The sequence below is a fragment of the Leucobacter sp. M11 genome (assembly GCF_035726885.1).
Taxonomy (GTDB): domain Bacteria; phylum Actinomycetota; class Actinomycetes; order Actinomycetales; family Microbacteriaceae; genus JAPFRB01.
The window spans coordinates 260,177-283,669 of the sequence record NZ_JAPFRB010000005.1 but is presented as its reverse complement, the minus strand read 5'-3'; the positions used below and the strand labels follow the sequence as shown (position 1 = coordinate 283,669).

Genomic DNA, 23,493 nt, shown 5'->3' with positions numbered 1-23,493 from the left:
TCGGCCGGGATCCGGGACGCCTTTCCGCCCGTGAGTCTCCGCCGCGGCGGGGAGCGCCCCCTGCCCGCGCAACTCGTGGAGCAGCTCCGCCAGGCGATCGACCACGGCACGCTCCGACCCGGGGAGCGCCTGCCCGCGACGCGGGCACTCGCGGAGCGGCTCGGCGTCTCCCGGGGGACCGTCCTGACGGCCTACGATCAGCTGATCGCCGAGGGCTACCTCACGGCGGTCCAGGGCCGCGGCACCGAGGTGAACGCCCGGCTGGGCGACGCGGCGCGGCGCCTTCCGGCGCTGCCGCCGGTCCCGCGCGAACCCGAACCTCGATCGGGGGGCTCCGCCACGCAGGGGCCGCTCTCCCCCGGCGCCCCCCTCACCGACACGGTGGACAGCCCGGCCTGGCGTGCCGCCTGGCGGGAGGCCGCCCGCTCCGCCCACGGACCCGTGCCGCCCGCCGGGGACGAACGGCTGCGCGCCGAAATCGCCGAGCACCTGCGCCGCATGCGCGGCACCGATCGCCCGGCCCGGGACATCACCGTCACCGCGGGGGCCCGCGACGGGCTCGGGCTGCTGCTCACCGCGCTGGGTAGCAGCCGGGGGCACCGCGTGACCGTCGGCGTCGAGAACCCCGGCTACCCCTCCCTGCGCGGGGTCGCGCAGCGCCACGGGGCCGAGATCGTCGCCCTCCCCGTCGACGAGCAGGGCCTCGACCCCGCCGCGCTCCCGAAGCACGGGCTCCAGCTGCTCATCGTGACGCCGAGCCACCAGTATCCGCTCGGGGGGTCCCTCTCTCTGGAGCGCCGCCGAGACCTGCTTGACTGGGCGGCGCGCAGCGGGGTCATCATCGTCGAGGACGACTACGACTCCGAGCTGCGCGAATCGGGCGCGCCCCTCCCGGCGCTCGCCGCGCTCGACGACCCGGCGAACGGCGTCGTGGCCACGCTCGGCACCTTCTCCAAGACGGTCTCCCCCGCCCTCGCCACCGGTTTTTTGCTCACCCCGCCCCCGCTGAGCGCGCTCGTGCGCCCGGTGCGGGAACAGCTGGGCAGCCCCGTCAGCGGGATCACCCAGCAGGCCCTCGCGTCCTACCTGTCGAGCGGGGAGCTCCGACGGCACACCGTCCGGATGCGACGGCGCTACCGGGAGCGCCGCGCCGCCGTCCTCCGCGCCCTGGCGGGCATCCCTGGGGTGCGGGCGCGCCCGATGAGCGGCGGCCTGCACGCCGTGATTACCCTGGGCATCGATGCGGCGCCCGCCGAACAGGGGCGGGCCGAGGAGCGGGTGCTCGCGGCGAGCGACGCCGCCGGCCTGGGCGCGCGCGGGCTCGCCGGATACTGGCAGCACACGCCGGAACCGGGGGCCGAGCGGGGGCTGGTGATCGGGCTGGGCGGGCCGGACGAGATCGCCTTCCACGCGGCCCTCCGCGCGCTGGCCGCGCTGTGCCGGGCGGATGCCCGCGACCAAGAATGAGACACCAGGTACCATAAACTAACACTCTTGTTAGATTATCGTCGCCCGTGTTAGCCTTTTCCGGTGTCAGAGCCCAAAATCGATTCCAGCGCGGAGAGCGCCACCCGCGCGCGCACCCGCCAGGCGATCCTCGACACCGCGGTGACCTGCCTCTCGGCGGAGCCGGACGCGCCCCTCAGCGCGATCGCCCAGGCGGCCGGCATTGGCCGGAGCACCCTGCACCGGTACTTTCCCGAGCGCGACGACCTCATGCGCGCCCTCGTGCGGCACGTCCACGCGCTCAGTAACCGAGCGATCGAACTCGCCGAGCCCGAGAGCGGGCCGCCCGTGGCCGCCCTGCGCCGGGTGGTGGAGCGCCAGTTCGACCTCGGTCCGATCCTCGCGGTCATCTACGCATCCCCGCTGATCCTGAGCGATGCCGACCTCCTCGCGGAGGTCGAGTCGGGCGACGAGGCGGTCGTCTCGGCGCTCCAGCGGGCCTCCGCGCGACGACCCCCGGGCCCTCCCGGCTGGGAGCGACGCGCGTTCTGGTCCCTCCTCTCCGCGGGGTGGGAGTCGTTCCGACTCGACGGCCGCCCCCGACACGAGGTGGTGGACGCGATCATGTCCACCCTCGTCGGCGGGCTGATTTCCCCGGACGAGGACGACGGCTCCGCCGCCTAAGCCGCAGACCCGTGGGCCCGCCTCGCCGCAACAGCGGGGGTCCGGTCCACCGCATTCCCGGGGCAGCGCCCCTCGCTCGGCAGCCGCCGAGCCCCACGAGCCTCCGGCCGGGTTTCCCGGCCCACCCATCGCAGCCAAGGAGCCGCACCCGCATGAACGCAAGCCCACCCGTCACCCCCCGCCGCGCCTGGTTCGGCCTCGTCGTCCTGATGCTGCCCGTGTTCCTCATCTCGGTCGACAACACGGTGCTCACCTTCGCTCTGCCCCAGATCGCTGAGGAGTTCCGCCCGTCCGCGAGCACGCAGCTCTGGATGGTAGACATCTATTCCCTCGTCCTCGCCGCCCTGCTCGTGGCGATGGGCAGCTTTGGCGACCGCATCGGCCGCCGCCGCATCCTGCTGATCGGCTCGGTCGGCTTCGGGGTCGTCTCCGTGGCCGCGGCCTTCTCCCCCAGCGCGGAGGCCCTCGTGGCCGCCCGCGCCCTGCTCGGCGTCTTCGGGGCGATGCTCATGCCGTCCACCCTGTCGCTCCTGCGGAACATGTTCCTGAACGACAACGATCGCCGGCTCGCCATCGCGATCTGGGGGTCCGGCTTCGCGGTCGGTTCTAGCGTCGGCCCCATCCTCGGCGGGGTCCTCCTTGAGCACTTCCGCTGGGGTTCGGTGTTCCTCATCGCGGTGCCACTGCTCCTGCCGCTGCTCATCTTTGCGCGCTGGCTGCTGCCCGAGTCGAAGGACCCCAACCCGGGCCCCGTCGACCCGCTGAGTATCCTGCTCACCTTCACGATGATGCTGCCCATCGTCTGGGCGGTCAAGACCGCGGCGCACGAGGGCCTCGACGTCCTGACCGTGCTCGCCTTCGTCGTCGGGATCGCCTCCGGGTGGCTCTTCGTGCGCCGCCAGAATCGGAGCAAGACCCCGATGCTGGACATGGGCCTGTTCCGCTACGCGCCCTTCACGTCCTCGGTCATCTCAAACTTCCTCTCGATCGCGGGTCTGATCGGCTTCATGTTCTTCGTGACCCAGCACCTGCAACTGGTGCTGGGCCTGAGCCCGCTGCACGCGGGGCTCGTGATGCTCCCGGGCGCGGTGTGCTCGGTGTTCGCGGGTCTCTTCGTCGTGAAGCTTGCCCAGCGCTTCGCGCCGCACCAGCTCATGATGGTGGGCCTCGTCCTGATCTCGGCGGGCTTCTTCATGATCATCCTGTTCCGCCACGACCTGAACGTGGTCGCGATCATCACGTCCTTCGTCGTGCTGGAGCTCGGCGTCGGCATGTCGCAGACGATTTCGAGCGACACCATCGTGAGCGCGGTGCCGCCGGCGAAGGCCGGGGCGGCCTCGGCCGTGTCCGAGACCGCCTACGAGCTGGGAGCGGTCGTCGGCACGGCGACGCTCGGCACCATCTTCACCGCGAACTACCGCGCGAACATCGTGTTGCCGGACGGCCTGAGCGCCGCCCAGGCGAAGGACGCGGGCGAGTCGATCGCGGGGGCCACCTCCGTGGCCGAGGAGTTGCCGGGCGGCATCGCCCAGCAACTCCTCGATTCCGCCTTCCTCGCCTTCGACTCGGGGATCCTGCCGACCGCGCTGATCGCTGGGCTCGGCACCCTCATCGCGGCGATCATCGTGGCCCGGGCAAACCGGGGCCACTCCACGGGGCGGGTGGTCCGCTAGCGCGGCTCGCCTCCCCCGGCAGCTCCGGCCGCGCCGCGCTCCCGGCGTGGCCGGAGGCGTCGCAGCAGCAGGACGCCCGCGCCGAGGAGCAGCGCCGCCCCGCCAGCCCAGAGCAGCCCGGCTCCGGCGCCGGTCGCCGCCAGGCCGGAGCCCGTGCCGCTGCCGCCCGCGGCCGAAGTGGGCACCGTGCCCGGCCCGGCCGGGTCGCTCGGCGAGGGGCCCGTGGTGACCGGCGGATCGGTCACCGTCGGCGGCGTCGTCGTGACCGGCGGCTCTGGCGTGATCACGGGGGGCTTCTCCTTCGGGGCAACCGCCACGAGGTAGGTGCGCGACACCGTGCCGGTGTCATCGCTCACGGTGATGGTGACCTGGTGGGTGCCGGATTCCGTCGGGGTTCCCGTGATCACGCCGGTGGCCGGGTCCAGGCTGAGTCCCTTTGGCAGCCCGACCGCGGACCACGCAAGCGGGGCCGCCCCGGGGGTCTGCGTCGCCTCGATGGGGAATCGTCCGTAGTCCGTGCCCACGGTGCCCGCGGGCAGCGACTCGGTCACGATCGCGAGGACGGCATCCGGCACGATCCGCGCGGCCTCGGTGTGCCCGGAGCGCATCGTGCCCTCCGGGGTGAGCTCACCCCGGCCCCAGTATCCGCTCGACACGAGGCCACGGTACTGGTTCTTCAGCGTCGCGGGGGTGACGGTGACCGAGAGGCGGTCGAAGTCGGCCGTGTGCTCGGCATCATCCGGGAGGTCCGCCCAGGTCTCGCCCCCGTCCGTGCTGAGTTGCCAGCGGAAGTTCGCGTCGACGCCCCCGGCGCGCGTGACCCCGCGGGTCTGGGCAGCGAAGGTGACGGTGTCCCCGATGCCGCCCTTTTGGTCCTCCGGGTTCGCCGCGGAGGGCGCGATCAACAGCCGCTGCGCGGAGGTATCGCCGTGGTTTTCATTCTCGCTGGAGAAAAACAGGAGATCCCCCGTGATCGGATGGAAACTCGTCGGGGAAACTGCCGGGGCATAGCCATAGAACGAGGTGCCCCCGGAGTACAGCCCGGTCGTTGGGCTCGCGGACCCTGACCGGTAGGCCTCGTCTTCTCCGGGCGAATTGTAAAAGAGGCGATCGTTCTGCTCGTCGAACGCGAAGGGGTGCAGTAGTCTCGTCTGCTCCCGCAGGGCTATGGTTTTCTGGATGTGGCCCGAGACCACGTCGATCAGGACCGCATGAACCCCAGGGCCGATTCCCCAGAGTGCGGTTTCGTCTTCCGTAAAGAGGGTGCTCTCGAAGGACGCGGGTGTGTTGACGCCGCCCAATCGCTCAAGTGACGTGCTGTCGTAGCGGAGTAAGCGGGTCTCCCCGGAGCCATACGAGTCCAAGGAGACCAGGACTTCTGAGGAATTGCGTTTGAGGTGGGGGCCGCTGGCAAACTCGAAGCCCGGCGTCTCGGCATCACTCAGCGTCGTATGGGCGAGTTCCTCACCACTCGACGTGTCAATCACCCTTAAGCCGATGGGCTCCCTCCCGGCCAAGAAGAGCCGAGTTCCGTCATCCGAGAGTGCCTCCTGAAAGAGACCATTTCTCAGCAGGCCGGGCAGCTCCGGGTCGGCGAAGGCGGTGATCGTCAACGCATCCGGGTCCGAACCAACCAGGGCGATCCCAAATTCTTGTTCATTGTTTCGTTCGACCAAGAGGCCAAGCCGCTCCCCCTTCGTGGGCAGGAAGTATCCCTCCGCAGGCACCCAGCCATCGGGAAGCACGATGCCCCCGGTGACCTCGTTGGTAGCCGTGTCGAGCCTTCCGATCGAATCGAAGGGTCCCCAGATCCTCCGCCCCGAGACCGCGTACGCGGCTGTGCCATCACCCGTGTACGTCATCTCGCTGAGGGATTCGGGTGCCTCGATTTCTTGATACACGATCCCCGTCTCCGTCACCTGTTCCGGCGGATTCGCGTCCGCGGTCAGCACCCCGGTGCGCGGCGCGGCCGCCGCGGGCTCGTGGGCCCCCAGCGCCGGGACCAGGAGCGTCAGCGCGACCCCCGCGCCCAGAGCGGCCGCGGTGGACCGTCGAAACCGTGATGAGTTGACACCAGCAAACATACGTCTCCCCCCAGAGAATGCCGTACGGCGCGGAAGCCGCGCCTCTGACACAGGATAGGCACAGTGACACCGTCGCGCCCGATATTCTCAGCTTCGCGGGTCCGCAACGGCGAGACGAAGGACCGGCCCGGAGCGCGCACCCGCGCGCCCCGGGCCGGTCGTCACTCCTCGTTCTCGTGCTCGGCGGGCCCCTCCGCGCGGGCCTGCTTCCCCCGAACGGTTCGCCGCGCGAGCAGTAGCACGGCCCCGGCCAGCAGCGCCGCTCCCCCGGCCCACAGCAGCGCCACGGGCGGGCCGTCACCGGTGCTCGCCAGGCCGCTCCCGTTCGTGCCCGAGCCCGGCTTGCCAGACACGGTGACGGACGGCGACGGATCCGTCGTCACCGGCGGATCGGTCACGGTCGGCGGCGTCGTGGTGACCGGGGGCTCGGTGACCACGGGCGGTTTGGTCTTCTCCGCGATGGAGAGCGTGAATGTCTTGGACACGGTGCCGGTGTCGTCGGTGGCCGTCACGGTGACTTCCATGTCGCCCGCGACCTTCGGGGTGCCTGAGATGACCCCGGTGGCCGGGTCAATGACCAGCCCCTCGGGCAGGCCCGTGGCCGACCAAGAAAGCCCGGACGCCCCAGATACCTGCGAGGCCTCGACGGTGACCGGGCCGTAGCCCTCGCCCACCTTCCCCGCGGGCAGCGTCTCCGTGGTGATCGCAAGGGACCCATCCGGGATGATCCGGGCCGCCGCCGTCTGCCCGGACCGAACGGAACCGTCGTCGAGCAGCTCGCCCCGACCCCAGAACGCACTCGAAACCAAACCTCGGTACTGCCGCTTCAGGGTCTCCGTCGTCACCGTCACGGTCAACGTATCGAAGTCAACCACGTGCTGCGCGTCCGCAACAACATCGGCCCAGGTGGCACCGTCATCGGCGCTGACCTGCCACCGGAAATTCGCGTCGGGACCGCCCTCGGCGGTGATCCCCCGCGTCTCCGAGGAAAACTCCACCACGTCGCCAACGCTCCCGTTCTGGTTGCTCGGGTCGGCGGCCGTCGGGTTCAGCAACACGCGGAGCGGATACGCCTCGGCGTTCTCTTCCTCGTCTGAGGGATACTTCGCGGGAGCAATCATGTCTCCGTTTTCGGGATTCATCGAGGGGTCCCAAACGATAAACGGGGCCTGAAAAACCCGTTGGCTTTCCGTGAGCGAGACAGAAATCATGTTGCTCCGAATGTCTTCTTTTCCGCCGTCCAAAACGGGAAGTACAAACAGCCGATCGTCGCTCCTGCGTTCTGCAAACGGTGTCATGCGTATCAAATCAGGAATGTCTTGTGGACCTGGCACGCTCTCCAGCGTTGCTCCGGACACGATGTCGGTCAACGTGAGCACGGTTCCGTTTGCCTGCCATACCCCGGTTTCTTCATCGTTCATGAAGGAGGAAACGACGTCTTCGTGCTGGTTGATGATCCCCAGTTGCTCGAGTGTGTCCTGGTCATGCCGAACGATGTGATCTGTCCTGTCATAGTCGTCTGCGGTCGTGACGATAACTTCGGAGCCCTGTTGCTGGACAAAAAGTTTGTTCAAGCCCCCCTCATCGGTTTCCACACCACTGGTGGGGCTGTCTGCAAGTTGTTCACCCGTCGCGGTGTCGTAGGCCGCAATCCGGGAGCCCGAAGCCGCATCCCAGTAAAGAACAAACAGTCGCGTTCCGTCCGCATTCAGGCCTTTGGCTATTGCTCCCCAGGCATCACCTGCGAGCATCTGGGCATCGTGCAGCTCCGTAATCGTGAAATCACCCGGGGCAGAACCCAGGAGTGCGATGGCGTGCTCGGAAAAATCATTTCTGTGCACGAGCAGCCCGACCGGGCCATCCTGTGCAGGGAACAGCTCAGGGTAACTGGGGGCTGCCCAGCCATCCGGCAGGGCAGCGACAGGTGTGAGGTCATCCGTTGCGACGTCGTAGCGAAGCAGCTGCCACTCCTCCGGGTACTCGTCGCTCTCTCCTCCGAAGCCATACGCTGCCGTGCCGTCACTCGTGTATTGAAATGGACCGGTGAACGTAGGAGCCTCGAGTGTTTTATAGACCATCCCGCCCGGAGCGACCTGCTGGGGTAAGGAATCGGCCGTGACGCTCTCAGATATCGCAGTCGCTGGCTGTGGAACAGCGGTGATGGCCGTCGCGACTGAGAGCGTGAGACCGGCACCCAATATGAGACCCAATATCTTTTGTGTTCGAGCGACATGCTTGGTGTTCATCAACTCTCCCCCCAGAGAAATAGCGCTGCGACTCCCTTGCGCGCAACACTCCCACCCTAGACAGATACCTGGACGGACGGAAGAAGATGGAGAGGTTGCGCGTCTGGTCTCTCGGTGATCGATGTGTTTCGTTCGCCGGGAATATTTCGCAAAGAGGAACGTGTCCCTTGAGCCAAGAGTGTGCCTCAGCAGGGTGTCCGCCCGCGCAGTGAGAGACCTGCCTGAGTCGCACGTTCCCGTCCGACCCAGGCAGGTCTCTCACATCAGACATACATAGCTCCGGGTGTTGTCTGTTCCAGCCTGCTCCACCCGGAATCGACGTCGAGCGAGCAGCAAACCTGCTCCAGCGAGCAGCGCCGCTCCCCCGGCCCACAGCAGCGCCACGGGCGGGCCGTCACCGGTGCTCGCCAGGCCGCTCCCGGTGCCGCTCCCGTTCGTGCCCGAGCCCGGCTTGCCAGACACGGTGACGGACGGCGACGGATCCGTCGTCACCGGCGGATCGGTCACGGTCGGCGGCCTCGTCGTCACCGGGGGCTCGGTGACCACGGGCGGTTTCGTCTTCTCCGCGATGGAGAGCGTGAACGTCTTTGACACGGTGCCGGTGTCGTCGGTGGCCGTCACGGTGACTTCCATGTCGCCCGCGACCTTCGGGGTGCCTGAGATGACCCCGGTGGCCGGGTCAATGACCAGCCCCTCCGGCAGGCCCGTGGCCGACCAGGTGAGCGCGGAGGCCCCGGACACCTGGGACGCCTCGACGGTGACCGGGCCGTAGGCCGCGCCCACCTTCCCCGCGGGCAGCGTCTCGGTCGTGATCGCCAACGTACCATCCGAGATGATCCGGGCCGCCGCGGTCTGCCCGGACCGGACGGAACCGTCGTCGAGCAGCTCGCCGCGACCCCAGAACGCACTCGAAACGAGCCCCCGGTACTGTTGCTTCAGGGTCTCCGGCGTCACCGTCACGGTCAACGTATCGAAGTCAACCACGTGCTCCGCGTCCGCAACAACATCCGCCCAGGTGGCACCGTCATCGGCGCTGACCTGCCACCGGAAATTCGCATCGGGACCGCCCTCCGGGGTGATGCCACGAAGACTCGAGGTAAACACAACCTCCTTGCCCGGGCTGCCGGGCTGGTTGACCGGGTCTGTCGCGGAGGGGGCCTGCAGAATGAAGGAGCGAGGACCGTCACTCGGCTTATCCCCCTCTCCCACATACTCCCCCATGAGCAGCAGGTCACCGGTTCCCGCCTGGACGGTTGGTTCTCGCCCCGGGGTTGATGCTGAGGTAAACGGAATGAGGGAGGCAACCGTCCCTGTTTCCAGATTGAAGGAACCGGTTTCAACGGCCTCATCACCATTGTGGCCATGAAAAAACAAGCGATTGTTTGCCGTGTCCATGAGGAAGGGGTCCGGACGCACGGGGTGCGTCGGGCGCGCAATCACGGCTTCGGCGTCCCCGCTGGCCGTGTTCACGAGTGATAGGTCGAAGCCAAAGCTATGGTCCCAGGTTTTCCGCCACAGGGCCGAACCGTCCTCCCGAAACACGGGGATGTTGATGTCTCCCGTAAACGGAACCGAATACCTCTTCGTGAAGTCGTCCGCGCTGAGGGTCACCAAAAACGTCTCATAGTTCGTGTCCTCAGTGGCGATCAGGACAATGTCTGTGCCGTTTGGGCTCGCGTAGGCGTGTGAGCTCTCGAAGATACCACCCGGGTTGGCAAAGATCGGTGTTCGTGCAACATCATGTCCCGTCTGCGTATCCACGACCCATAACAGGATTCCGTCGGCAGCCGTTGCGGTGCCCGTCAACAGAACGTCGCTGCCGTCGGAGCTCAGCGTCGCCCCGAAAGCCTTATCAGCAAGGGCCGGCGCGAGATCGGGGGCGGAGAAGGGTGTGATGGTGATCTCAGCGGAATCCGACCCCATCAGAGCAATGCCGTACTCCGTTTTGTTGTTTCGGTGCACGATGAGACCCAGACGCGCTGAGTCCGAGCTGAGCAACGCGGTGTCCGCTGGCTCCCAGCCGTCGGGGTGCGTGATCACCGGAGTTCCCGAGCCCGACGCGGTGTTGTAGCGTGCAACTCCGAGGAATCTTGCTGCGTTCCCTGGGCTTGCCACCACTCCGTACGCGGCCTCTCCGTCTTCGGTAAAGGTCAGGGCCGAGACGGCGTCCGGCATCTCCGGGGCGAGATATACCAGCCCTGATTCAGTGACCGAGGGCGTCGGGGATGCCACGCGAGAACGCGGCGGTCCCTCCGCAGCGGCCACGGTCATCCCCACCGGGGCGAACAGCGCCAGCGCAATCGTTGCCCCCAGCACAAGGCCAGCTCTGCGCCCAAAGATGTGTGCTCTGGATACTCGCATTGTCTTCTTCCCCGCCGAGAAGGTGCCGATGGTGGAGCACGAAGAATCGTGAGTTGAGAATAACTCATGTGCACGACCCCTGGCGAAGATTCACATCCAGGCCGAGCCGTCCCTTTCTCGGCTGCGTCGCCCCGCCGCCGACACGCGAAAACGCCCCGGCCGAGCGGTGCTCGGTCCGGGGCGTTTCGGGGCGGCTTAGTGCGCGGCCGAGTTCCAGTTCTCGCCGCGGCCCACGTGCACCTCAAGGGGCACCGACAGCTCGGCTGCCGAGGACATCCGGTCGAGGACGATCGCCTCCAGCGCGTCCCACTCCCCCGGGGCGACCTCGAACATGAGCTCATCGTGGATCTGCAGCAGCATCCGGGATTTCAGCCCGGCGGCGGCGATCTCGCGCTCGATCACGATCATCGCGCGCTTGATGATATCGGCCGCGCTGCCCTGGATCGGGGCGTTGAGCGCGGCGCGCTCCGCGTTCTCCCGCAGCACCCGGTTCGGGCTCGCCAGGTCGGGGAAGGGACGGCGGCGACCATAGATCGTCTCGGTGTAGCCGTCGGCCTTCGCCTGCTCCACGACGGAACGGAGGTAGTCGCGCACCCCGCCGAAGCGGTCGAAGTAGTCCGTCATGAGCTGCTTCGCCTCGGCCGCGCTGATGCCCAGCTGCTTCGACAGCCCGAACGCGCTCAGCCCATAGGCGAGGCCGTAGCTCATCGCCTTCACCTTGGCGCGCATCTCGTTCGTGACCTCGGCCGGGGTCACCCCGAAGATGCGCGAGCCCACGAAGCGGTGCAGGTCCTCGCCGCCCTGGAAGGCCTCGATCAGGCCAGCATCGCCCGAGAGGTGCGCCATGATCCGCATCTCGATCTGCGAGTAGTCCGCGGTCATCAGCGTCTCGAACTCGGCCGCGTGCGTGAAGGCCTCGCGGATCCGCCGGCCCTCCTCCGTGCGCACGGGGATGTTCTGCAGGTTCGGCTCCGTCGAGGAGATCCGACCCGTGCTCGTGCCAATCTGCATGAGCGTCGTGTGGATGCGTCCGTCGTCGGCGACGGCCTTCTCCAGCCCCTCGACGATCTGACGCAGTTTCGTCGCGTCGCGGTGGCTCAGCAGCGTCCCGAGGAAGGGGTGCGGGCTCTTCGCCTGCAGATCGGCGAGCGAGGCAGCGTCCGTCGAGTACCCCGTCTTCGTGGCGCGCGTCTTCGGCATGCCCAGCTCCTCGAAGAGCACCTCCTGGAGCTGCTTGGGCGAGCCGAGATTGACCTCGCGCCCGATCAGCTCGTAGGCGGTCTTCGCGAGCCCGGCGGCGCGCTCCCCCAGCTCGGCGTTCAGCGAGGTCAGCATCTCGGCGTCCATCGCGACGCCGCGCCCCTCCAGCGCCGCGAGCACGGGCAACAGCGGGAGCTCGATTTCGTCGTAGACCGCCGCGGTGTGCCCCGCAAAGCGGCCTCGGATCGATTCGTGCGCACGGAGCGTGTACCAGGCGAGAAGCCCGGGCCCCGCCACGGAGCCCTCCTCGGGGACGAGCTGGTTCGGGTCGCCCTCGGGAACCTGCTCCCCGAGGTAGCGGAACACGGCCTCGGCCAGGGTCTTCTCGGGCGCGTTCGGACGCACGGTCCACGCAGCGAGCAGCGCATCCCCCGCGATCCCGGCGACGGGCACCCCCGCCTCGGCGAGCAGGTGCAGCTGCGGCTTCGCATCCCAGAACACCTTCGGGGCGTCCGAACCGAGCCAGGCCACGAGCGGCGCGTAGTCGGATGAGCCGAGCTTCCAGCTCAGCTCGACGGACTCCGTGACCGTGGCGAGACCCACCGAGAGCTCGTCGGCAACGGCCTCCAGCCGCACCCCGACGGGGCCGTTTTGCTGCCCGAGCCACTGCTCCAGTTCCTCGTCCAGCAGGAGCTTGGCGACGGGGGCGGTCGGCGTGAGCGGCGCGGCGGCCTCGGCGCTGGCCGGGGCCACGGAGTCGTGGCCCTCCAGCTTGCCGACCCGCTGCAGCAGCGTCCGGAACTCGAGCTTCGCGAAGGCCTCGGCCACCGCGGTCATGTCCATCGCCTCGCGGGTCAGATCGGCCAGCTCGACGTCGAGCTCCACATCCCGCACCAGGTGGTTGAGCCGGCGGTTGCGCTCGGCGAGGTGCGCGTTCTCCCGCAGACTCTCGCCGACCTTGCCGCCGATCTCGTCCTGCCGACGCAGGATCTCTTCAAGCGAGCCGAACTGGTTGATCCACTTCACCGCGGTCTTCTCGCCCACCCGGGGCACGCCCGGCAGGTTGTCGCTCGTCTCCCCGACGAGCGCCGCGATCTCGGGATACTGCTCCGGACGCACCCCGTAGCGCTCCATGACCTTCTCGGCGTCGTAGCGGGTCAGCTCACTCACGCCCTGCTTCGAGGGGTAGAGCAGCGTCACGCGGTCATCGACGAGCTGGATCGTGTCGCGGTCCCCGGAGACGACGAGGACCCGGTACCCGGCCTCGGCCCCGCGCAGGGAGAGCGTCGCGAGGATGTCGTCCGCCTCGTAGTTTTCCTTCTCGATGGTCGTGATCCCCATCGCGTGCAGGGTCTCCTGCAGGAGCGGGATCTGCCCCTTGAACTCGGGCGGGGTCTCGCCGCGCGTGCCCTTGTACTCGGGGTATTCCTCCGTGCGGAACGAGTGCCGCGAGATATCGAAGGCGACCGCGAGCGCATCGGGCTTCTCGTTGTTGAGCAGGTTAATCAGCATCGCGATGAAGCCGTGGATGGCGTTCGTGTGCTGGCCGCTCTGAATCTGGAAACTGTCGACTGGGAGCGCGTAAAAGGCCCGGAAGGCCAGCGAGTGGCCGTCGATGATCATGAGAGTAGGCTGAGACGTATTCGACACGTCCCCCAGCCTACTCGCCACGGGTGACGCTGCCCACACCGGAGCGCGCATTCGCGCGAGCCGCCGAGCCCGAGGATTGTGCATGTCAGAGCCGAAGCAGCCCGCCGAACGCCCGATTCAGGCGACCCGGGGGGACCGAGTATCCGATGCAGCCGCGTTCCTCGCCGAGCGGGGCCTCGGCGCGCTCGCGGACAAGATGGACATCGTGATGACCGAGTTCACGGCCGAGCGCGCGGTCGCAACGATGCCGGTGCTCGGCAATACCCAGCCCGTCATGCTCCTGCACGGCGGGGCCTACGTCGTGCTCGGCGAGACCCTGGGCTCGATGCACGCCAACCTGCACGCGCCGGAGGGCAAGGTGGCCGTTGGCGTGGACATCAACGCCACGCACACCGGCTCGGCAACCTCGGGCACCGTCACCGGGGTGTGCGTGCCCATCCACCTGGGGCGCACGCTCACGGTGCACGAGATCGTGATCACGGACGAGACGGGCCGACGCTGCTCCACGGTGCGCATCACGAACATGATGCGGGACATCACGCGGGCGTAACCCCGCCGCGGCGGAGCCCCGCCCCTCGGGTCGGGTGCCCCGCGGGCGAAGACTCGCCGGGGCGGCCTCGCCAAGCTGGGAAGATCCCCTCCCGAAATTGTGCCGGATGTGGGACTTGAACCCACACGCCCGTAAGGACAAAGCATTTTGAGTGCTCCGCGTCTGCCATTCCGCCAATCCGGCTCAGCACAACCACACCAACAGTACCGTAGACTGAACATTGTGAATGACCAGACCAGTACCCCAAGCACCAAGCGCCGCGTTGTCGTTGCCGAGGACGAGTCGCTGATCCGGCTCGACATCGTCGAGATCCTCCGTGACAACGGCTTCGACGTGGTCGGCGAGGCCGGCGACGGCGAAACCGCCGTTGCCCTCGTCGAGGAGCTGCGTCCCGACCTCGTCGTCATGGATGTGAAGATGCCGCAGCTCGACGGCATCTCCGCGGCCGAGCGCATCAACAAGAACCACCTGGCCCCCGTGGTGCTGCTCACCGCGTTCAGCCAGAAGGAGCTCGTGGAGCGCGCCAGCGAGGCCGGCGCGCTGGCCTACGTGGTGAAGCCCTTCACCCCGAACGACCTGCTCCCCGCGATCGAGATCGCCCTGAGCCGCTTCCAGCAGATCGTCGCCCTCGAGTCCGAGGTCGCCGACCTCGCCGAGCGCTTCGAGACCCGAAAGCTCGTGGACCGCGCCAAGGGGATCCTGAACGACAAGATGGGCCTCTCCGAGCCCGACGCCTTCCGCTGGATCCAGAAGGCCTCGATGGACCGCCGCCTCACGATGCAGGACGTCGCGAAGACCATCATCGACCAGCTGGGCGAGGCAAAGAAGGAGCGCTAAACCGCTCCCCCGCACCCCACCCAGGAACGCCCCGGCCACTCGGCCGGGGCGTTTTTTGCGGTCCCCCGCGGTGACGCGCCCCATCGAGCGAAGCGGATGCACGGAATCTCCAAAAAATGAGGCATATTATGTAGATCAGTGACAGGGTTCTTGACGGATCTGCAATATGCAATCAGTGTGTTTCTTGGAGGAACCTGTCGGACACTCCCGGGATTCCGGACTGACGGCCTCCGAATCCAACCAGCTGGTCAGGGGGAAATGAGTCATGGGGGCGTTCACGAGCACCGTGAGCACACGAACACGGCGCGGTCAGGGCGCGGCACCGGCCGCGGACCGCGCGCGTGCGTTCGTCGGCCGGGCCGACGCGTGTGCTCCGGACCCTGGCGCGCCGCGAGGGGCGGCGCGGCCAGCGACTCGTGACGAAGCACGGCTCAGCGCCGCAACCCGTGTCCGGCACCGCGACGGGCAGCCGCTGCTGCCTGACGCGGGACAACACCCAGAAACACAAGGGGGAATCCTGTGCATCAACGATCCAAACCGACCTGGCTTGCGGGGGGGCTCAGCCTCGCGCTCGTCGCGGGCGTCCTCGGGGTCAGCGCCCCGGCGTCCGCGGCCGATGCCACGGTCGCGAACGTGGGCGAGCTCCAAACCGCGATCCAGGCGCTGCCCGCCGGGCCATCGACCATCACGCTCGCGAGCGATTTCGCCCCCGTTGGCGCAACGCCGGTCATCACCATCCCGTCCGGGGTGCAGCTGACACTCACGGGCGATGGCACCACGGTCACCAAGGAAAGCGGCGCGCCCTCTTTCCACCTGAACCTCACCGGGGACCGCAGCCAGACGGTCACGATCACGGATCTCGTCTTCGAGGGACCGAACCCCGCGGACCCCTCGGGCCAGGCCGGCGGCATCCCCGGCGGCGGCGTGATGATCAGCGACGTTGCCACCGTCGCCGTCGAACGCTCGACCTTCTCGGGCGCCGACGGCGCCTCCGGGCTGGGCCTCGGCGGGGTGAGCACCCTCACCGTTGCCCAGTCCAGCTTCCTCGGCAACCGCGCGGCCTACAGCGCCGCGATCGGGCTGCCCGCTGGCATCACCGCCACGATCACCGACAGCACGCTGCACAAGAACTGGGGCACCCAGGAGGGCTTTTCGGGCGGCGCGATCCGCGCCGTCGGAAAAACGGCGCTCACGGTGGAAAACTCCGTGTTCTCCGGCAACGTCTCAAACAACCGCGGCGGCGGAATCGCCTTCCACCAGATGGACGGGGAGCTGACCGTTCGCGACAGCCTCTTCACGGGGAACTCCGTGCCGTTCTCCGAGCACCAGAGCTCCATGCACGACGGCGGGGCAATCGCCGTCTCCGAGCGGCCGATCACCGGGCAGCAAACCGGGGTCACGACCATCTCCGGCACGACCTTCCAGGGCAACACCGCCGCGGATGAGGGCGGGGCCCTGCTGATCCAGTCGGGGAACGGCTCGACCGCCTCGGTGACGAACAGCACCTTCTTCGACAACCGGGCCCAGGGCCTGCAAACCAAATACGACGACAGCAGCGGCGGCGGCGCAATCGAAGCCTTCGGGACGCCGCTGACCCTGAAGCACAACACCTTCGTGAACAACATCGCGGAGAAGGGGAATTGGCTCCTCGGGCCCCAGCGCGGCGGCGCGGTTTCCGCCGTGGGCGACGGGAACTACCTGCCCGCGCAACCGCTCGTCATGTCGCACAACCTCCTGGTTGGCAACGATGTGCTCGACGGCAACGGCAACTCCGCACTCAACAACTCGTACCGGCAAATCTCGGCAACCGCGGGCGTCGAGACGCCGGGCGGCGGGGATATCCACGAGACGAACGTCGGCATCGACAACGGCACGCGCATTGACCTGGACGTCATCAACCGCCTCGCCGTGCTCGGCGACGACGCGGCGGCTCCCGCCCAGAACGCCAGCGGCATCGTCGCGGGTGATCCGCGCACGGGATACGCGCAAAACCCGGGCACGTTCCTGTTCCACCCCGGCGACGAGTCCTTCCTCACCGGGCTCGCGGACGGGGTCGGCCCCGCCGCCGAGGGCGTCGCCGTCGATCAGCGCGGCTTCCCCGTGGACGACCCGGCCGATGCCGGGGCCCTCCAGCAGGCCTTCATCCGCTACGACCCCAACGGCGGCGACTGGGCCGACTACGTTGCCGCTCCCTTCGACGGTCAGCGGATCGTACAGCGCCCGGACGCGGCGCTCGTCTGGAGCGTTGGCGCGATCGGTAGCGGCGTCAGCACGGAGCCCGCGCCGACCACGGCCCCCGAGGGCAGCACCTTCGTCGGGTGGAACACGGCTGCCGACGGCAGTGGCACCGCCTACCCCGCGGGTGAGATCATCATTCCCGCGGGAAACCTGCGCCTCTATGCCCAGTGGGAGGACGAGGAGCCGCCCGTCACCGACGGCACCGTGCGCGTCGAATACCTGGACGAGGCGGGCACGGCACTTCGGGACGCCATCACGCTCACCGGCGCGATCGGGGACCCGTACCGCACCGAGCAACTCACGTTCTCGGGCTACGACTTCGTGCGCGTTGAGGGCGAAACGAACGGCGCCTTTGCCGCGGAGCCGGGCACGGTCCGGTACCACTACGAGAAGCAGGACGCACCGCCCACCGAGACGGGCAGGGTTGTCGCCGACTACGTGGACACCGCGGGGGCCAAGATCGGCGACTCCATCACCCACACGGGCACCGTGGGGGCGGCGTACCAGACGAAGCAGCAGTCCTTTCCGGGCTATTCCTTCGTCCGGGTTGAGGGCAAGCCCACCGGGGTCTTCGCCACGGAGCCGATCCGCGTGACCTATGTCTACGAGGCGGACGGGGCGGTCACGCCGCCCACGGAACCCCCGGCCGGGAAGACCCCGCCGGGCGACGGACAGGACCCGCTCGCGGAGTCCGGGGCCTCGGTGCTCTGGCCGACCGCGCTCGCCGGGCTCGCGGCGCTCCTCCTCGCGGGCGGGATCATCCTGTTCGCCGGGCGACGCCGCGCGGCCGAGTAGGGAGCGGGGGCACGGGGGTTCCCGTGCCCCCGTGCCCGGCACAACGGTCTCAGCCGCGCTCGGCCCACGCCGCGTAGGCGAGCGGATGGGCCCGTGCTCCCTCGGCGAGGGCCAATCCCAGGCCCTCGCCGCGGCGGGCGCGCCACCAGGCCTTGTTTAATCGCACGGCCTCCGGCGCGGCCGCCGCGAGCTGCTGTCCCAGCTCACGGACGGCCGCGGCAAAGTCCTCGCGGGGCACGGATCGGCTCACGATTCCGGCGAACAGGGCGTCTCGCCCGGTCAGGACGCGCGCGGTGAGCGCCATGTCCTGGATGAGCGACTGCGAGGTGAGCGGCGCCAGGAGTTCGGTGCCCGTGATCACCGGGATGCCCTTGTCGATTTCGTTCAGCGTGAGGCGCGCATCGTCCGCAGCGATGCGCACATCCGCGAGCAGCGCGACCTGCAGCCCGGCGCCCGCGGCGAAGCCGTTGATCGCGGCGAGCACCGGGATGTCGAGCGCGAGCACGGCCTCGTAGAGGACGCCCCACTCCGCCATCCAGGCGGCGGCCTCCTCGGGGGCGACCGGCTCCGCCGGGTCTTGGCCGGAGGTGAAGTCGGCCTCACCCGCTCCGGTCAGGGTCAGCGCGGTCACGGAGGGATCGGCTGCGACCAGCCGAAGGGCGGTGACCGTCTCCTCCCGCTGGCGGCGATCGAAGGCGTTGTGCACGTCGGGGCGGGAGAAGCAGATGGTCGCCGACCCCTCCGTGACGGTGAGGGTGATGGCGGTAAAACGGTGCTGGTCCATGTGCGGAAGGCTCTCGGGTTGGGGCGGATCGGGGTCGTTGCTGCGCTCGGCGCTGCGTTACCGGGGCGGCTCGCCGGAGGCGGCGCTGCGGAGCGAACGCCGGGTGAGGATGGTCATCGACACCGCACCGATCAGGAACACGGCGAGCATGTAGATCGAGACGGGCACCCAGGATCCGGTGCTCGCGTACAGCGCCGTGGCGATGATCGGCGGCGTCGCTCCCCCGATCAGGGTGGCGAGCATGTAGCCAATCGAGAGCCCGGAGTAGCGCACCTTCGCGCTGAAGATCTCGGAGTAGAGCACGGCGACGGGCCCCCAGAACATCGACCAGCCGACGGCGGGCAGGACATAGCCGAGCATGGCCAGCGGCAGGGAGCCCGTGGACAGCAGCGCGAACAGCGGGAACGCGCCCGCCGACATCACGATGAGGCTCAGGAAGTACATGCGCTGGCGGCCGACGCGGTCCGAGAGCGCCCCGAACACCGGCACGAGCACCGTCATCAGCACGCTCGCGCTCAGGGTCACGAGCAGCATCGACTCCTTGCTCAGGCCGCTCTGCACGCCGAGGGTGATGCTGAACGTGTTGATCAGGAAGAAGGTGACCGCGCCCGCCGGGTAGGACCCGATGATGAGCAGAATCGACGACCAGTGCTTGCGGAACACCTCCAGCACGGGGAGGGCGACGACCTCGCCGGTCTGCTGCAGGTCGCGGAACACGGGGCTCTCGTCCACCTTCGAGCGGATGTAGTAGCCGATCCCGACCATCAGAATGCTGAGCAGGAAGGGCACCCGCCAGCCCCAGGCGAGGAAAGCCGCGTCGCTGAGCACGCCGCTCAGGAGCAGGAAGATGGCGCTGGACACGACGAGCGCGAGCGGCACGGCGGCCTGCACGATACCGACGTAGCGGCCACGCTTGCCGTCCGGGGAGCTCTCGGTGGCCATCAGGATCGCACCACCGTACTCGCCGCCCACCGCGAAGCCCTGCACGAGGCGCAGCGCGACGAGCAGCAGCGGAGCGAGCACGCCCACCTGGTCATAGGAGGGCAGCAACCCCATGAGGGTCGTCGCGATCCCCATCATGAGCAGGGTGATAATGAGCATGCTCTTCCGGCCGAGGCGGTCACCGAAGTGCCCGAAGACCGCTGCGCCGATGGGCCGGGCCACAAAGCCCGCCCCGAAGGTTGCGAAACCGATCAGGGTGCCCGTGAGCGGATCGAACTCGGGAAAAAACACCTGGGGGAAAATCAGCGCGGCCGCGGTCGCGTAGATGTAGAAGTCGTACCACTCGACAAAGCTGCCGATGCTGCTCGCGAGGGCCACCCGGCGCAGCTGCGTCGGGGTGGGGCTCTGGCCGCTGGGGCGAACGCGGGTGCGCGGCGCGGCGGGGGTCTGGGTCATGCGGGCTCTCTTCGTTGAGGAGGGGGGACGGATCGGCCGCGCCGGAACCGGGGGCCTGATCTCAGCCTAGGGAGCGCGAGCCGCAGGATTTTCGGCATCTCGCACAAATTGAACGCGAGGGCTTGTCGGATCAGCCAAGGTCGGGCAGCGCGCCCCGGTTCTCCGCCAGCCGCAGCACCAGCTGGGCGAGGAGTCGGTCCTCCGCGCTGCCGAGATCCAGCTGCGCAAGCTCCGCCGCGCGCCTGATCCGGTACTGCACCGTGTTGCGGTGCACGCCGAGCGCGGCGGCCGTGGCCGAGACATCGCCGAAGTGCTCCAGGTGCGCGAGCAGCGTCGGAGCGAGCGCCCCGGAATGCGCGAGCAGCGCCGCAAGGCCCGGATGCTGCGGCGCCCAGTCCCCGAGCAGGTCGAGGCACTCGCGTAGCGCGATCGGGGCCGCGAGTTCCTCGACGCGCGCGACGCGGGGGCGACCCGGCTCCGCGAGCACCGCAAGGCCCCGCTCCGCCGCCGGAAAGGTCGCACCGAGCTCGCGCAGGTTCGGGGCCACGGCGCCCAGCACAGCCCGGGCGTCCACGCCCGTGTGCGCCTCCAGGTCGCGCACAATGTCCTCGAGCCGTCGGACGAGGTCTGCCGCCTGGCGCTCCTGGGACATCCCGCTCACCACCAGGGCAATGTGCGTCCCGAGGGGCCCGACAATGGCGTCGCGCCGAAAGGCGGCGGCGTGGATCGCGATCAGGTTCAGCACCTGGCTGCGCTGGAGCCGGGCGGCCGCGCCGGGTTCGCCGCCGCCGGGGGCGTGCACCAGGACGATCGCCGCCGGGCGCTCCGGGTCGAGGCCGGCCTGGTGCGCCGCGCTGCGCAGGCGGTCCCCGCCGCCGAGCAGCCCGGCGACGAGGTCCGGACGGATCGTGCTCGAGCGGGCGTCCCGGCGCTGCACCAACTCATCGGCGAGCCGGCGGGCCGCCCCGATCAGCACCCGGTCGATCTGGGGCGAGAGCGGTCGCTCCCCCTCCTGCACCCAGAGATGCCCGAGGTGCTGATCGCCGACGTTGATGCCGATCACGACCCGGCGGCGCACCCCCGTCGCGGGGTCCGGATCCAGGTGCACGGGCGTCTCCGAGTCCCGGATCGCGGCGAAGACGCCCCAGCGTTTCAGCAGGGCCCGGTGCTCGGCGGTGGGTTGGCGGCCCAGGATGGAGGCGCGCCGCATCTCGTCGACGCCGTCGGTGTCGGCGGAGAAGGCCAGGAGCCGCGCGGAGCCGTCGTTGATGATGACCGGCCCCCCGGCGAGGGCGGCGGTGGCCTCGGCCACCGCGAAGAGGTCGTGCTCGCGCTCTCGGGGGCGCTCGGCGGGGCTCGGCTGCGCCGCGGCGATCTGTTCCCGCGCGACCCGCGCGACGTGCTCCCACCGGGTCCGGGGGTGCACGGCGATCAGGGCGGTCTCCGCGGGGAGCACCGCCGCGGCGATCCCCCGCAGCTCCTCGGCATCGCCCTTCACGGCGATCGCGGTTGGCGCGCCCTCGGCGAAGAAGCGCAGCTGCCGGAGCGCCGCTTGGCCCTGCGCGCCGAGGAGGAGTACGAGGGTGCCCGGCCCGGAGTCGGGTCGGTCGGCCTCGTCGCTGATGAGCACGTGTTCCAGCGGCCGAAGGGGGGCGCCACCGGGGAAAACGAGCGTTGCCTGCTCCGCGCCGAGGCTGCGCAGGAGGCGCTCAACGATCGGGTCCGCCGCTCGGAGCTGATCGGTCATCCGGGCTCCTCGGGGCAGGCTGGGCCGGGGTTTCGGCGGCACGGATGTCGCGACGCAAGCACGCCATTGTGCCCACGTCGCGCGTTTGGGGGGCGGATGCCCCGGGCGGCGCGACACCGCCCGGAGCGGACCGCGTCCTACCGCTTGGGGTAGGTGCGCGGACCTGCTGAAGCCAGCATACCCGTTGCTTCGCCGATCCGGTGCACCCGGAGGGTGTTTGTCGAGCCGATCACCCCGGGAGGCGATCCGGCGATGACGAGCACGGTGTCGCCGAGCTCCACGCGGCCGGAGGACATGAGCACGGTGTCCACCTGGGCAAACATTTCGTCCGTGCTGTCCACACGCGGCACCGTGTAGCTGTCGGCGCCCCAGGTCAGCTCCATCCGTCGCCGGATGTCGAAGGACGGCGTAAAGCCCAGGATCGGCAGCGGCTTGCGCAGGCGGCTCATCCGGCGAACGGTGTCCCCGGATTCCGTGAACACGCAGATGAACTTCGCGCCGATGAGGTCGGCGACCTCGCTCGCGGCGAGCGTGAGCGCGCCGCCCTGGGTGCGCGGCACCGTGCCGATGTTCTCGATGCGCTCCAGGCCGTGCTCCTCGGTGGACTGGATGATCCGGGCCATCGTCTCGACGGTCTGGATGGGGTACGCGCCGACGCTCGTCTCGCCCGAGAGCATGACGGCGTCCGCGCCGTCGAGGACGGCGTTCGCACAGTCGGAGGCCTCGGCCCGGGTGGGTCGCGGGTTCTCGATCATGGACTCGAGCATCTGCGTGGCAACGATGACGGGCTTCGCCATCCGGCGGCAGAGCTCAACGGCCTGCTTCTGCACGATCGGAACCTGCTCCAGCGGCAGTTCCACGCCCAGGTCGCCGCGGGCGACCATGATGCCGTCGAAGGCGTCGATGATGGCCTCGAGGTTTTCGACGGCCTGCGGCTTCTCGATCTTCGCGATGACGGGCAGGCGTCGCCCCTCCTCGGCCATGATCTCGTGCACCCGGACGATGTCGTGGGCGTCGCGGACGAAGGAGAGCGCGATGTAGTCCGCGCCCAGCGTGAGGGCCCAGCGCAGGTCCTCCTCGTCCTTCTCGGACAGGGCGGGCACGTTGACGGCCACGCCGGGCAGGTTGATGCCCTTGTTGTTGGACACGGCGCCGGGCACCTCGACCTCGGTCACGACGGTGTCCGCGGTGACCTCGATAGCGCGCAGCAGCACCTTGCCGTCGTCGATCAGCAGCGGGTCCCCGACGTTCACGTCGCCCGGGAGACCCTGGTGCGTGGTGCCGCAGATGGTCTCGTCGCCGACGATGTCGCGGGTCGTGATCGAAAAGCGGTCCCCAACCTCGAGCTGGTAGGGGCCCGCCGCGAAGCGGCCCAGACGGATCTTCGGGCCCTGCAGGTCCGCAAGCACCGCGATGGGGCGACCGACCTCGGCCTCGGCACGGCGGATGTTCCGGTACACGCCCTCGTGAATGTTGTAGGAGCCGTGCGACATGTTCAGCCGGGCGACGTTGACGCCCGCGTGGATGAGGCGGAGGGTGTTTTCATAGTTGGAGACGGCCGGTCCCCAGGTTGCGACGATCTTTGCGTGTCTCATGGGTGTTCCCTCAGGTTGGTGCGAGCGATGAGCGGGGCGGAGCTTAGCGCGGATCGGAACCGGTCCCCGCGTGCTTCTCGGCAAGCAGATCGGCGACCCGGTGCACCTGGTCGGACTCGGCGAGTTCGGCGGCCATCGCGGCCTCGGGGCTCTGCCGGCCGGGGCGGTAGACCGAGGTCTCGATGCCGGGGTGCTCGGAGCGGTT

General features: G+C 69.0%; 14 protein-coding genes and 1 tRNA gene. 6 read left to right on the top strand and 9 right to left on the bottom strand.

Annotated elements, in window-relative coordinates; all coding sequences use genetic code 11:
• From pdxR to lfrA, 3 genes are all read left to right on the top strand, one after another.
• The coding region (pdxR, locus tag OOT08_RS16695; protein ID WP_325093952.1) for a MocR-like pyridoxine biosynthesis transcription factor PdxR at positions 1–1,467 on the top strand (1,467 nt) is incomplete at its 5' end.
• A 63-nt stretch (positions 1,468–1,530) separates the two neighbouring features.
• The gene (locus OOT08_RS16690; RefSeq protein ID WP_325093951.1) at positions 1,531–2,130 is read left to right on the top strand and encodes a TetR/AcrR family transcriptional regulator; all 600 of its coding nucleotides are present in this window, start codon (positions 1,531–1,533) and stop codon (positions 2,128–2,130) included.
• 152 nt (positions 2,131–2,282) lie between these two features.
• Positions 2,283–3,803, top strand: a complete 1,521-nt coding sequence (lfrA, locus tag OOT08_RS16685; protein WP_325093950.1) for an efflux MFS transporter LfrA — start codon at positions 2,283–2,285, stop codon at positions 3,801–3,803.
• On the opposite strand, the gene OOT08_RS16680 is transcribed toward lfrA, so the two are convergent.
• The 4 genes from OOT08_RS16680 to polA all read right to left on the bottom strand — a co-directional run bounded on the left by OOT08_RS16680 (position 3,800) and on the right by polA (position 13,317).
• The gene (locus tag OOT08_RS16680; RefSeq protein ID WP_325093949.1) at positions 3,800–5,887 is read right to left on the bottom strand and encodes an Ig domain-containing protein; all 2,088 of its coding nucleotides are present in this window, start codon (positions 5,885–5,887) and stop codon (positions 3,800–3,802) included. The two genes, lfrA and OOT08_RS16680, sit on opposite strands and share 4 nt — an antisense overlap.
• A gap of 161 nt (positions 5,888–6,048) precedes the next feature.
• Positions 6,049–8,133, bottom strand: a complete 2,085-nt coding sequence (locus OOT08_RS16675) for an Ig domain-containing protein (protein WP_325093948.1) — start codon at positions 8,131–8,133, stop codon at positions 6,049–6,051.
• 258 nt (positions 8,134–8,391) lie between these two features.
• Positions 8,392–10,173, bottom strand: coding sequence for an Ig domain-containing protein (locus tag OOT08_RS16670; protein WP_325093947.1), 1,782 nt, complete (start codon positions 10,171–10,173; stop codon positions 8,392–8,394).
• Between the two features lie 516 nt (positions 10,174–10,689).
• Entirely contained in the window at positions 10,690–13,317 is a 2,628-nt protein-coding gene (gene polA, locus OOT08_RS16665; RefSeq protein ID WP_325094024.1) for a DNA polymerase I, read from the bottom strand.
• Between the two features lie 223 nt (positions 13,318–13,540).
• Here polA and OOT08_RS16660 point away from each other — a divergent pair, with 223 nt between their 5' ends.
• Positions 13,541–13,894 (top strand): hotdog fold thioesterase, encoded by a 354-nt coding sequence (locus OOT08_RS16660; protein ID WP_325094022.1) that lies wholly within the window; start codon positions 13,541–13,543, stop codon positions 13,892–13,894.
• Positions 13,895–13,994: 100 nt separating this feature from the next.
• On the opposite strand, the gene OOT08_RS16655 is transcribed toward OOT08_RS16660, so the two are convergent.
• Positions 13,995–14,077: transfer RNA gene (locus tag OOT08_RS16655), tRNA-Leu, on the bottom strand.
• 39 nt (positions 14,078–14,116) lie between these two features.
• On the opposite strand from OOT08_RS16655, the gene OOT08_RS16650 reads away from it, so the two are divergent.
• Both OOT08_RS16650 and OOT08_RS16645 read left to right on the top strand, forming a co-directional pair.
• Positions 14,117–14,731 carry an ANTAR domain-containing response regulator gene (locus OOT08_RS16650; RefSeq protein ID WP_325093946.1) on the top strand — a complete coding sequence of 205 codons (615 nt, stop codon included), beginning with the start codon at positions 14,117–14,119 and terminating at the stop codon, positions 14,729–14,731.
• A 519-nt stretch (positions 14,732–15,250) separates the two neighbouring features.
• The gene (locus tag OOT08_RS16645; RefSeq protein WP_325093945.1) at positions 15,251–17,764 is read left to right on the top strand and encodes a MucBP domain-containing protein; all 2,514 of its coding nucleotides are present in this window, start codon (positions 15,251–15,253) and stop codon (positions 17,762–17,764) included.
• 49 nt (positions 17,765–17,813) lie between these two features.
• Here the strand turns inward: OOT08_RS16645 and OOT08_RS16640 are convergent, their stop codons facing one another.
• The 4 genes from OOT08_RS16640 to pyk form a co-directional block, all read right to left on the bottom strand.
• Positions 17,814–18,548 (bottom strand): enoyl-CoA hydratase/isomerase family protein, encoded by a 735-nt coding sequence (locus tag OOT08_RS16640; protein ID WP_325093944.1) that lies wholly within the window; start codon positions 18,546–18,548, stop codon positions 17,814–17,816.
• A gap of 57 nt (positions 18,549–18,605) precedes the next feature.
• Entirely contained in the window at positions 18,606–19,946 is a 1,341-nt protein-coding gene (locus tag OOT08_RS16635) for an MFS transporter (protein WP_325093943.1), read from the bottom strand.
• A gap of 130 nt (positions 19,947–20,076) precedes the next feature.
• On the bottom strand, positions 20,077–21,693 hold the full coding sequence (locus tag OOT08_RS16630; protein WP_325093942.1) for a PucR family transcriptional regulator: 1,617 nt from the start codon (positions 21,691–21,693) through the stop codon (positions 20,077–20,079).
• A gap of 137 nt (positions 21,694–21,830) precedes the next feature.
• Positions 21,831–23,288 (bottom strand): pyruvate kinase, encoded by a 1,458-nt coding sequence (pyk, locus tag OOT08_RS16625; protein WP_325093941.1) that lies wholly within the window; start codon positions 23,286–23,288, stop codon positions 21,831–21,833.
• Positions 23,289–23,493: the final 205 nt, after the last annotated feature.